We start from the raw sequence: 11,335 nt of genomic DNA, 5'->3' as shown, positions 1-11,335 counted from the left end.
TGAACAGGGCGAAGGCGAGGCTCATCACGGCGGCTCCAGAATCACTCCCCCGATAGGGAATCATGCCTGAGCCGATCCGTTAACCGCCGTTAACCCGAATTCGGAACCCTGAGGGCCGAGTCTGCGACTTGACGGACGGCCCCGGAGCGCGCATGTTAGCGCTATGACGAGCACGCTCCACTCCTGCATCCTTTGTCGGATCATTATCAGCTAGCGCAAAAGCTGGCCGGAGCCGTCACGTCTCTCTTCATGACACGCAATGACGCCCCGGGCCGGCAGGCCGAGGGAAATTCATGTCGTCCGAAGCTCCCGTTCTGAAGCTCTACAATACGCTGTCGCGCGCCAAGGAGGAGTTCCGTCCTCTCGATCCGGCGAATGTGCGCATGTATGTCTGCGGCCCCACGGTCTATGACTACGCCCATATCGGCAATGCGCGGCCGATCATCGTTTTCGACGTGCTGTTTCGCCTGCTGCGCCATCTCTATGGCGCCGATCATGTCACCTACGTCCGCAACATCACTGACGTCGACGACAAGATCAACGCGCGCGCCGCCGAGCGTGGAATCACGATCCGCGAGCTGACCGAGGGCACCAATAAAATCTTCCAGGATGATGTGAAGGCGCTCGGCTGCCTCGAGCCGAGCGTGCAGCCGCGCGCCACCGAGCATATCGCCGAGATGATCGCGCTCATCGAGAAGATGATCGCCGCCGGCCACGCCTATGCGGCGGATGGCCATGTGCTGTTCGACGTGCCGTCCATGGCCGAATATGGCCGCTTGTCGCGTCGTCCGCTCGACGAGATGATCGCCGGCGCCCGCGTCGATGTCGCGCCCTATAAGCGCGGCGACATGGATTTCGTGCTGTGGAAGCCGTCAAAGGAGAGCGAGCCTGGCTGGGAGTCGCCCTGGGGACGCGGGCGGCCCGGCTGGCATCTCGAATGCTCGGCCATGTCGTGGAAGCATTTGGGCGAGGTGTTCGACATTCACGGCGGCGGCATCGATCTCGTGTTTCCGCATCACGAGAACGAGATCGCCCAGACGCGCTGCGCCTTCGGTCACGAGGCGATGGCGAATTACTGGATGCACAATGGATTCCTGCAAGTCGAGGGCGAGAAAATGTCCAAGAGCCTGGGGAATTTCGTGACCATCAACGAGCTGCTGCACACGGAGAATTTCGGCGGGCGGAAATGGCCGGGCGAGGTGCTGCGCCTCGCCATGCTGCGCACGCATTATCGCCAGCCGATCGATTTTACCGTGAAGGCGCTCGAGGAGGCGGAGGCGAGCCTGCGCAAATGGAGCGCGCAGATCGGCGAGGTTTCCGCTGCGCCTGCGGCAGCGGGCGAGGTTTTGAATGCGCTCGCAGATGATCTCAACACGCCGCTCGCGCTGGCGTCTCTGCACGAGCTGGACGCCGCCGCGCTCGACGGAGCGTTGAAGCTCTTCGGCATAGACATTTGCGCCTATCGGCAATGGGTCGAAGGCGAGACGAAACAGGCGGTCGATGCGGAGCAGGTTTCCTCATTGATCTCGACGCGCCTCGCTGCCCGCACGGCAAAAAACTGGGCCGAGTCCGACCGCATACGCGACGAGCTCGCGGCGATGGGCGTCGCGCTGAAGGACAATAAGGACGGCACGACGACATGGGAGGTGAAGCGATGAAGCTTCACTGCGCTCGAACATTATCCAACGATCAAGACGCGCGACTCCTTCTCCCGCTTTGGGGGAGAAGGTGGCCCGGCCATAGGGCGTCCGAGAGGACGCCCGTCGCAAGCGACGGGCTTTTGGCCGGGTCGGATGAGGGCTCGCTGCGCATGGAATCGTCGAAACGCGTCATGGACCCTCATCCGACGCTCGCTGACGCGAGGGCCACCTTCTCCCACGAGTGGGAGAAGGAGACGCGCACGAAGATTCCGTCTTTCGTGAGAGGAGACCACGCCCATGCTTAAGAACGACTGGCGCAGATTTCTGCCCTTTCCGGGGCATTGGGCGTCTTATCTCGTGTTCAAGCTCATCATCCTCGCGCTCGCAGCCGTCGCCGCATGGCATGTGCTCGCGGCCTTCGAGCTGATCTAGCCATGGCGCGCGCCGCTTCCGCTCCCGGGCTTCGTCCCTTTCTGCCGACCGATGCGCCGCGCCTCGCGCAATTGTTTCGCGCGAGCATAGAGACGCTCGCCGCCGAAGATTACGGCGAGGATCAGCTCGCCGCCTGGGCCGCCGCCGCCGATGACGAAGAGGCTTTCGCCAAGAAGCTCGCGGGCGCGCTCACACTCGTCGCCTCGCTCGACGGCGAGATCGCTGGCTTCGCCGCGCTGCGCGACAATAAGCTCTTCGACATGCTCTATGTGCATCCGCGCGCGGCGCGGCGCGGCGTCGGCTCGGCGCTCGCCGATGCGATGGAAAAGCTCGCCGCCGCGCGGGGGACGCGCGAGATCAGCGTCGACGCTTCCGACGCGGCGCGCGATTTCTTCGCCGCGCGTGGCTATGTCGCCCATCAGCGTAACATGCGCGAGCTGCGCGGCGAATGGCTCGGCAACACCACGATGAAGAAAACACTCGAGAGCAAGGCTGCAACGCAATGACACGGGAGAGGCTGACGCTCTTCGACACGACGCTGCGCGATGGCGCGCAGACGACCGGCGTCGATTTCTCGCTCGCCGATAAGCGCCAGATCGCCGCAATGCTCGACGAGCTCGGCCTCGATTACATCGAGGGCGGCTATCCCGGCGCCAATCCGCTGGACACCGAGTTTTTTGCGAAGCGCCCGCCCTTGAAGGCGCATTTCGCCGCCTTCGGCATGACGCGCCGGCAGGGCCGCTCGGCCTCCAACGATCCCGGCGTCGCCGCCCTGCTGGACGCCGATTGCGATTGCGTGACCTTCGTCGCCAAGGCCTGGGATTATCAAGTGCGCGTCGCGCTGCGCTCGACGCTCGAGGACAATCTCGACGGCATTCGCCAATCCGTCGCCGCCGCCGTCGCGCGCGGCAAGGAAGTGCTCGTCGATTGCGAGCATTTCTTCGACGGCTATAAGGACAATCGCGATTATGCGCTGGCCTGCGCCAATGCCGCGCATGAGGCTGGCGCAAGGTGGATCGTGCTCTGCGACACCAATGGCGGCTCGCAGCCCAATGAGGTGGAGCACATCGTGGCCGAAGTCGCGCGCGTCATTCCGGGCGCCAAGCTCGGCATTCACGCGCATGATGATACGGGGCAGGCGGTCGCCGTCTCGCTGGCCGCTGTGCGCGGCGGCGCGCGGCAGATACAAGGCGCGCTCAACGGGCTCGGCGAACGCTGCGGCAACGCCAATCTCACGACGATCATCGGCAATCTTCTGCTCAAAAGCGAGTTTTCGGATCGCTTCGAGATCGGCGTGACGCGCGAGAGCCTGACGCATTTGACGCGCACCAGCCATGCGCTCGACGAATTGCTCAATCGCGCGCCCAATCGTCACGCGCCTTACGTCGGCGCCAGCGCCTTCGCCACCAAGGCCGGCATTCACGCCTCTGCAGTGCTGACCGATCCGCGCACTTACGAGCATGTGCCGCCGGAGAGCGTCGGCAATCAGCGCCGCGTGCTGGTGTCGGATCAGGCAGGAAAATCCAATATCATCGCCGAGCTGGAGCGATTGGGAATTTCGCTCGCGAAGGATGATCCGCGGCTCACGCGCCTGCTGGACGAGGTGAAGGAGAAGGAGGCGCAAGGCTACGCCTATGAAGGCGCCGACGCCTCTTTTTATCTGCTCGCCAAGCGCGTTCTCGGCGAGGTTCCGCATTATTTCGACATTGAGCGCTACAGCGTCGCCGTGGACCGCCGCTTCGGCGTCAATATCGGCGCGGAGGAGGCGGGCGCGGAGGCGATCGTCAAGCTGCGCATAGACGGGCGCTCGACGATCTCCGCCGCCGAGGGCAATGGCCCGATCAATGCGCTCGATGTGGCGCTGCGCAAGGATCTCGGCAAATATCAATCCTTCATCGAGGATGTGAAGCTCGTCGATTATCGCGTGCGCGTGTTCCAGGGCGGCACGGATGCGGTGACGCGCGTGCTGGTCGAATGCGCGGACGCCAAAGGGGAGATATGGTCCACCGTCGGCGTCTCGCCCAATGTCGTCGATGCGTCTTTCGAGGCGCTGGTCGATGCGATCGTCTATAAGCTGGTGAGGTCCGGCGCGGTCTAGCCGTCTTCCTTATCCCATTTCATCGGAGAACGAAGCGCGCGCCTTCAAAAATGCTTTTCTATCGCCGTCTCGTCGCCTTCGTTCTTGGGAACGCGCGTCGCGCGCAGCATGGGGATCACATCCTCTATGCGCTCGGCGACCATATAGCGAACCTCATAGCCCGGGCGGATGAAGCCGGCGTTGTGCATATGCGCGAAGAGCGAGAGCAGCGGCTTCCAGAAGCCGCCTATGTCGGCGATGACGAGCGGCTTGCTGTGGCGGCCGAGCTGAATCCAGGTCAATTGCTCAGTCAGCTCCTCGAGCGTGCCTATGCCGCCCGGCAGCGCCACGAAAGCGTCTGACTTCTCGAACATCAGACGCTTGCGCGTATGCATGTCCGGCACGACCTCCAGCTCGGTGACGGAGGAGAGCGCGACCTCGCGCTCGTCGAGAAAGCTCGGAATAATTCCAGTGACCTTGCCGCCCTGCGCCAGCGTGGCCCTCGCGACGGCGCCCATCAGGCCGCAGGAGCCGCCGCCGAAGACGAGATTCACGCCTTCGCGCGCTAGCGCTGCGCCCAGCGCTTCGGCGGCATGGGCGTAGACGGGATCATCGCCGGTGGAGGAGCCGCAATAGACGCAGACGCTTTGAATTTTTTTCAGATCGCTCATTTTCGTTTGATGACCCGCTCCAGCGGCTGCGTCAAGGCCGGCGGGGGCCGGCGACGTGAGCGGAGCGCTCGTGCGTTCGCACTTCAAACCACTTATATGAAATCCAGATGTCATAGCGGCGCCTCCGTTGGAAGGACTGGAACAGGGTGATGCGACAGGTCGGTGCAGAAGAAGAACAAGCTTCGGCGCAAGTCTCGGTACATGGGGTCGTCGAAGAGATAGAAAAGCCGCTCGGCCGGGAATCCGTGATCGCGACCATTCGCAAGCTCTGGCCCTATATATGGCCCAAGGGCCGGCGCGACCTGGAGCGACGCGTTCTCATCGCGCTCGCTCTGCTGCTCGTCGGAAAATTGGTGAATATGGCGGTCCCCTTCGCCTTCAAATGGGCGGCGGATGGCCTCGCTTCGGACGCCGCCGTTCCGACGATCCTCGGCGGCGCCGTCGGCTTCACCATTCTCTATGGCGTGCTGCGCGCGCTCTATGCGCTGCTGACGCAGGCGCGCGACGCCTTATTCGCGGCCGTCGCCATGCACGCCGTGCGGCGCCTCGCCAATCACCTCTTCGTGCATATGCACCAATTGTCGCTGCGCTTCCACATCGGCCGCAAGACCGGCGGCCTGACGCGCGTGCTGGAGCGCGGCCGTGACGGCATAGAGACGCTCACGCGGCTCGTGATGTCGACGGCGGTTCCGACGATTGTCGAGTTCGCGCTCGTCGTCGGCGTGCTCAGCGTGCAATTCGATTGGGATTACGCTCTCGTCGCCATGCTGACGATCGCGGCTTTTCTTCTCTACACGCTCATCGCCACCAATTGGCGCATCGCCATTCGCCGCTCGATGAACGAGAGCGACGTCGACGCCAATGTGAAGGCGATCGACAGCCTTCTCAACTATGAGACGGTGAAATATTTCGTCGCCGAGCGGCGCGAGGCGGAGCGCTATGACAAATCCATGGCGATTTATGAGAACGCCAGCATTCGCTCTTACATATCGCTCGCGCTGCTGAACGCCGGGCAGGCGGTGATCTACACGATCGGCCTGGCGGTCATGATGGTCCTGTGCGTGCATGGCGTGCGCAGCGGGCGCAACAGCGTCGGCGATTTCGTGCTGGTCAACGCCATGATGATCCAGCTCTATCAGCCGCTCAATTTCATGGGCACTCTCTATCGAGAGACGCGCCAGGCGATCGTCGATATCGAAAAAATGTTCGCCATTCTGTCGCAGCAGCCGGAGATCGCCGATCGGCCCGACGCCGCGGACCTCGATGTGCGCGAAGGGCGCATCGTTTTCGACGATGTGGTCTTCGCCTATGACAGCAAGCGGCCTATATTGCAGGGCGTGAGCTTCACGGCGGAGCCCGGCGCGACCATCGCCATCGTCGGCCCCTCGGGCGCCGGAAAATCGACGATCTCGCGGCTCATGTTCCGCTTCTACGAGCCGCAAGCGGGGCGCATCACCATCGACGGGCAGGATGTTTCCGCGGTCACGCAGCGATCGCTGCGCGAGGCGATCGGAATGGTGCCGCAGGATACTGTGCTGTTCAACGACAGCATCGCCTACAACATCCGCTATGGCCGTTGGGACGCGAGCATGGAGGAGGTGCGCGAGGCGGCGCGTCTCGCGCAGATCGACAGCTTCATCCGCTCGCTTCCCGATGGCTATGAGGCGCAGGTCGGGGAGCGCGGGCTGAAGCTCTCGGGCGGCGAGAAGCAGCGCGTCGCCATAGCGCGCACGATTCTCAAAGCGCCGCCGCTGCTCATTCTCGACGAGGCGACATCGGCGCTCGACAGCTTTACCGAGCATGAGATTCAGGAGGCGCTGGCGCGCGTCTCGCGCGGCCGCACGACGCTCGTGATCGCGCATCGGCTGTCGACGGTCGTGGATGCGGATGAAATCCTGTTCCTCGATCGCGGCCGCATCGTCGAGCGCGGCGCGCATCTGCAATTGCTGGAGAAGAACGGCGCCTATGCCGCCATGTGGCGCCGCCAGCGGCAGGCCGATGAGGAAGGCGCCCGGCGCGCAGACGCCGAGCGACGCGAGACCGAGGAAATGCCCGCGTGAGCGCTAGCGGGCGGTCGGGCTGCGACGACCATCGCTCAGGCGGCTTTGCGGGGAAAAACGCATAGCAATAGCGATCGTCAGAAAGACGCCGACCGCCATTGCTTCCCAGGCCCCGGCGAGATCGGCGAAACGGTCTCGTATCGCGCCGGCGGCGAAAGGCGTCAGGCTGGCGATGATATAGCCGCCGCCCTGCACGAAGGCCGCGAGCTCGCCGGCGCGGGCCGGATCGTCGACATGATCGAGCGTGACGATCAAGGACAGCGGAAACAATGCGCCGAGGCCGAGTCCCAGCAGAATCGCCGCCGGCCATGCGAGCGACAGAGGCGCCACGGCCACGCAGATCAAGCCTGCCGTTATGCTCGTCAGGACGACGAAGAGCGGCCCGCGGCGATCGGGAAAGCGCGCGATGAAAGCGGAGACGGCGAGGCTCGCGGCCACTTCTGCGAGGGTGACGCCGGCGAGCAGATAGCCGCTATAGGCGCGGCTCTGGCCGAGGCTCGTGTAATAGGGCGGCAGCCAGGCGAGGACCAGCGTGAAGGCGCCGGTGCCGACGCCGAAAAACAGCATCAGCGTCCAGGCGCGGCCGTGGCGCCATAAGGGCTCCGTCGTCTGGCTCACGCCGCCGCCGGCTTCTCTCGCGGGGAAAGGGAGCAGCAGCCAGACGAGCGTGGCGATGAACGCTGGAACCGACCAGACGCCGAGCGCGGCGGGCAGGCCGAAGTCGCGCTCGAGCCCGGCGGCGGTCGCGGCGGCCAGAGCTGCGCCGCTCATGATGCCGGTCGTGTAGAGCCCCATGATGCGGCCTGCGCCTCGGCCGAAACGCCCTTTGATGAAACCGGGCAGAAGGGCCTGCACGATCGCGACGCCGAGGCCGGCCGCCGCCGCCGTCGTCAGCATTCCGGCGGCGTCGGTCCATTCCAATCGGCCCGCGCAGGCGAGGGAAATGACCGCGATGCCGATCGCGACGCCGGTCTTCGCGCCGAGAAGCTGCGTCAGACGTCGCCCGGCGAAGGCTCCGACGCCCATGAGAAACACCGGCAAGGTGGTGAGCAGCCCGGCTTGCGCCGAAGTCAGCCCCGCGGAATTTTCGATGATGTCGAGAATCGGGCCGAGGCCGGCCATGACCGGCCGGAGATTGAGCGCGAGGCACAGGATCGCGATCAGGGCGAAGTCATGCCCCTCGTTTCTGGCGCGGGTTTCGGAAGCTGCGGTCGCGCTATCGGCTGTGGTCATGGGCTCACTCGCAATTTTTAGGGGGACGAGCCGCGCCTTGCGGCAAATTCATTCGGCGGGTAATATCTCGATGATAAGTATCTTTATGTCAAGATATATGGGCGGACTCACAAAATGAACCAGGACCGCGCTGCGCTGGCCGCCCGGCAATGGAGCCGCGAAAGGCCTGATTTGGACGCTTTTCCGATGGAGGCGCTGGGCCGTCTGCTCGAGCTGGCGTCGCGGATCTCGCGCGATCGGCTGGCCCCCGTCTTCGCGGAATTCGGCCTGCAGACTGGCGATTTCGACGTATTGGCGACGCTCCGCCGCGCCGGCCCGCCCTATGCGCTGACGCCTACGGCGCTCTATGAGGCGACGATGATCTCCTCCGGCGGCATGACGGCGCGCATCGACCGGCTGGAAACGGCCGGCCATGTGGCGCGCGTCAAGCATCCGACGGATCGGCGCGCCGCGCTGGTCGGGCTGACCGAGCAAGGGAAGTCGCTGATCGACGAGGTCTTGCCCCGCCATGTGCAGACTGAAGCGGCGGTCTTGTCGGCGCTGACGGAAGACGAGCAGAAGACGCTCGATCGCCTGCTCGCCAAGCTTTTGGCCGGCCTGTAGCGCCGGCGATGGAGCAGGGAGTTTCTTCGCGCTTCCATCCTCGCGATTCCGGGGCCATATTCGCGGCCATGGCCTCTCCACCCAAAAAGCCGAAGAATCCCGCCAAGCCGACGCGCGCCAAGGCCGCCAAGCCCGAGGTGTCGCCGATCGCGCCGCATTTGCAGGCATTGCTCAATCCCGGCCTCGCCGAGCGGCAAGCGGGCTTCGAGGAGGCGCCGCAGGCCGCCTATGACGCCGGCGCGGTCGATGGCGAGCTGGCCGAGCGGCTCGATCTCGGCGGCGCGGGCGGCGTCTCGGCGACCATGGAGAGCCTCGAGCAGCTGTTGAAGCGCGGCGACCCCAATCTGCGCGAGAAGCAGCCTTGGACGCCGCATCGGCCGGAGCGGCCGCAAAAGAGCGAAGGCGGCGTCAAATTCGATCTCGTCTCCGATTATCAGCCGCGCGGCGACCAGCCGCAGGCGATCGAGGAGCTGGTCGCCGGCATAGAGGCCAATGAGCGCGATCAGGTGCTGCTCGGCGTCACCGGCTCCGGCAAGACCTATACGATGGCGCAGGTGATCGCCCGCACGCAGCGGCCGGCGCTGGTGCTGGCGCCCAATAAGACGCTGGCCGCGCAGCTCTATGGCGAGTTCAAGAGCTTCTTCCCCAATAACGCCGTCGAATATTTCGTGTCCTATTACGATTATTATCAGCCCGAGGCCTATGTGCCGCGCACCGACACCTACATCGAGAAAGAATCCTCGGTGAATGAGCAGATCGACCGGATGCGCCACGCCGCGACGCGCGCGCTGCTGGAGCGCGACGACGTCATCATCGTCGCCTCCGTGTCCTGCATCTACGGCATAGGATCGGTCGAGACCTACACCGCGATGACTTTCGGCGTCAGCCTCGGCGAGAAATTGGAGCAGCGCCAGCTCGTCACCGATCTCGTCGCTCTGCAATATCGCCGCATCAGTTCCGATTTCACGCGCGGAACATTCCGCGTGCGCGGCGATACGGTCGATATTTTCCCGGCTCACTATGAGGACCGCGGTTGGCGCATCTCCTTCTTCGGCGATGAGGTGGAGTCGATCTGCGAGTTCGATCCGCTGACCGGCAAGAAGACGCAAGACCTGGAGTTCGTGAAGGTCTACGCCAATTCGCATTATGTGACGCCGCGCCCGACGCTGCTGCAGTCGATCAAGGCGATCAAGGACGAATTGCGCGGACGGCTCGGCGAGCTGAACAACGCCGGTCGTCTCGTCGAGGCGCAGCGATTGGAGCAGCGCACGCGCTTCGATCTCGAGATGATGGAGGCGACAGGCTCCTGCGCCGGCATCGAGAACTACTCGCGCTATCTCACCGGCCGCAAGCCCGGCGAGCCGCCGCCGACATTGTTCGAATATCTGCCGGACAACGCCATCGTCTTCGCGGACGAGAGCCATGTGAGCATTCCGCAGATCGGCGCCATGTACAAGGGCGACTTCCGCCGCAAGGCGACGCTCGCCGAATATGGCTTTCGCCTGCCGTCCTGCATGGACAATCGTCCGCTGCGCTTCGAGGAATGGGACGCGATGCGCCCGCAATCGGTCGCCGTCTCGGCGACGCCGGGCGATTGGGAGATGGAGCGCACGGGCGGCGTCTTTGTCGAGCAGGTCATTCGCCCGACCGGCCTCATCGATCCGCCAGTGGAGATACGTCCGGCGCGCTCGCAGGTCGATGATCTTCTCGGCGAGGTGAAGGCGGTGAGCGACGCCGGCTATCGCTCGCTCGTCACCGTGCTGACCAAGCGCATGGCGGAAGACCTCACCGAATATCTGCATGAGAATGGCGTGCGCGTGCGCTATATGCATTCGGACATAGACACGATCGAGCGCATAGAGATCATTCGCGATCTGCGCCTCGGCGCCTTCGACGTGCTGGTCGGCATCAATCTTCTGCGCGAGGGATTGGATATTCCAGAGTGCGGCTTCGTCGCCATTCTCGACGCCGATAAGGAAGGCTTTCTGCGCTCCGAGACCTCGCTGGTGCAGACGATCGGCCGCGCCGCGCGCAATGTCGACGGACGCGTGATCCTCTATGCGGATCACATCACCGGCTCCATGCAGCGCGCCATGGACGAGACCGACCGTCGCCGCGCCAAGCAGCAGGCCTATAATGCCGAGCATGGCATCACGCCAGCGAGCATAAAGCGCGACATCGCCGATATTCTCGGCTCGCTCGCCGAGCAGGATCATGTGACCGTGGACGCTGGCCTCTCCGAGCTGGCGCCGGGCCACAATATGCAGGCGACGCTCGCCGATCTCGAGAAGCGCATGAAGGCGGCCGCCGCCGATCTCGCCTTCGAGGAGGCGGCAAGGCTGCGCGACGAGGTTTCCCGCCTGCAACGCGCCGAGCTTCTCGCCGAGGCCAATCCGCTGATGCGCCCGCGTGGGCGGGGAGGGGAGGCGCCTGCGATCTCCGGCACGCGGGCGCGCAAGCCGACCGACGCCGATATGGGCCCGCATAATTTCGGCGGCGGCGAAGCGCGGCCGCTGTCGCGTCCCGCGCCGCGGTCGATGGCGGGCAAGGCGGGGACGAAGGTGGTGAAGGGGAAGCTGAATAAATAGCGCGAATCTCGCCGCGCGATTCCTTCTCCCA

Annotated in this window: 9 protein-coding genes; 7 read left to right on the top strand and 2 right to left on the bottom strand. The window is 64.4% G+C overall.

Annotated features, from left to right (window positions below; translation table 11 throughout):
- The first annotated feature begins 293 nt into the window (after positions 1 to 293).
- From cysS to cimA, 4 genes are all read left to right on the top strand, one after another.
- Positions 294 to 1,658, top strand: coding sequence for a cysteine--tRNA ligase (cysS, locus tag FMZ75_RS18025; protein ID WP_166144914.1), 1,365 nt, complete (start codon positions 294 to 296; stop codon positions 1,656 to 1,658).
- 279 nt (positions 1,659 to 1,937) lie between these two features.
- On the top strand, positions 1,938 to 2,072 hold the full coding sequence (locus FMZ75_RS21980; RefSeq protein ID WP_255461837.1) for a hypothetical protein: 135 nt from the start codon (positions 1,938 to 1,940) through the stop codon (positions 2,070 to 2,072).
- 2 nt (positions 2,073 to 2,074) lie between these two features.
- Positions 2,075 to 2,578: a GNAT family N-acetyltransferase gene (locus tag FMZ75_RS18020; RefSeq protein ID WP_166144911.1), complete on the top strand. Its 504-nt coding sequence runs from the start codon at positions 2,075 to 2,077 to the stop codon at positions 2,576 to 2,578.
- Entirely contained in the window at positions 2,575 to 4,170 is a 1,596-nt protein-coding gene (gene cimA / locus FMZ75_RS18015; protein ID WP_166144908.1) for a citramalate synthase, read from the top strand. The genes FMZ75_RS18020 and cimA overlap by 4 nt, the downstream gene beginning before the upstream one ends.
- 44 nt (positions 4,171 to 4,214) lie before the next feature.
- Here cimA and FMZ75_RS18010 read toward each other — a convergent pair whose 3' ends face one another.
- Positions 4,215 to 4,820, bottom strand: coding sequence for a TIGR00730 family Rossman fold protein (locus tag FMZ75_RS18010; RefSeq protein ID WP_166144905.1), 606 nt, complete (start codon positions 4,818 to 4,820; stop codon positions 4,215 to 4,217).
- 149 nt (positions 4,821 to 4,969) lie between these two features.
- On the opposite strand from FMZ75_RS18010, the gene FMZ75_RS18005 reads away from it, so the two are divergent.
- A complete protein-coding gene (locus FMZ75_RS18005) occupies positions 4,970 to 6,880 on the top strand; it encodes an ABC transporter ATP-binding protein/permease (protein WP_207783504.1) in 1,911 nt (636 codons plus the stop codon).
- A gap of 3 nt (positions 6,881 to 6,883) precedes the next feature.
- Here FMZ75_RS18005 and FMZ75_RS18000 read toward each other — a convergent pair whose 3' ends face one another.
- Positions 6,884 to 8,113, bottom strand: coding sequence for an MFS transporter (locus FMZ75_RS18000; protein WP_207783503.1), 1,230 nt, complete (start codon positions 8,111 to 8,113; stop codon positions 6,884 to 6,886).
- 114 nt (positions 8,114 to 8,227) lie between these two features.
- Here FMZ75_RS18000 and FMZ75_RS17995 point away from each other — a divergent pair, with 114 nt between their 5' ends.
- Both FMZ75_RS17995 and uvrB read left to right on the top strand, forming a co-directional pair.
- A complete protein-coding gene (locus FMZ75_RS17995) occupies positions 8,228 to 8,716 on the top strand; it encodes a MarR family winged helix-turn-helix transcriptional regulator (protein WP_166144902.1) in 489 nt (162 codons plus the stop codon).
- Between the two features lie 68 nt (positions 8,717 to 8,784).
- On the top strand, positions 8,785 to 11,304 hold the full coding sequence (gene uvrB, locus FMZ75_RS17990) for an excinuclease ABC subunit UvrB (RefSeq protein ID WP_166144899.1): 2,520 nt from the start codon (positions 8,785 to 8,787) through the stop codon (positions 11,302 to 11,304).
- The last annotated feature ends 31 nt before the right edge of the window (positions 11,305 to 11,335 follow it).

The sequence above is a fragment of the Methylosinus sp. RM1 genome, from assembly GCF_011378635.1.
In the GTDB taxonomy this organism is placed as follows: Bacteria; Pseudomonadota; Alphaproteobacteria; order Rhizobiales; family Beijerinckiaceae; genus Methylosinus; species Methylosinus sporium.
Note: the sequence above shows the minus strand (reverse complement) of the source record. Positions and strands in the feature narration are given on the sequence as shown.

Coding starts and splice junctions, on each gene's coding strand:
- FMZ75_RS21980 (WP_255461837.1), top strand. CDS start 1,938: ATGCTTAAGAACGACTGGCGCAGATTTCTGCCCTTTCCGGGGCATTGG.
- FMZ75_RS18005 (WP_207783504.1), top strand. CDS start 4,970: ATGCGACAGGTCGGTGCAGAAGAAGAACAAGCTTCGGCGCAAGTCTCG.
- cimA (WP_166144908.1), top strand. CDS start 2,575: ATGACACGGGAGAGGCTGACGCTCTTCGACACGACGCTGCGCGATGGC.
- FMZ75_RS18020 (WP_166144911.1), top strand. CDS start 2,075: ATGGCGCGCGCCGCTTCCGCTCCCGGGCTTCGTCCCTTTCTGCCGACC.
- FMZ75_RS18010 (WP_166144905.1), bottom strand. CDS start 4,820: ATGAGCGATCTGAAAAAAATTCAAAGCGTCTGCGTCTATTGCGGCTCC.
- FMZ75_RS17995 (WP_166144902.1), top strand. CDS start 8,228: ATGAACCAGGACCGCGCTGCGCTGGCCGCCCGGCAATGGAGCCGCGAA.
- FMZ75_RS18000 (WP_207783503.1), bottom strand. CDS start 8,113: ATGACCACAGCCGATAGCGCGACCGCAGCTTCCGAAACCCGCGCCAGA.
- cysS (WP_166144914.1), top strand. CDS start 294: ATGTCGTCCGAAGCTCCCGTTCTGAAGCTCTACAATACGCTGTCGCGC.
- uvrB (WP_166144899.1), top strand. CDS start 8,785: ATGGCCTCTCCACCCAAAAAGCCGAAGAATCCCGCCAAGCCGACGCGC.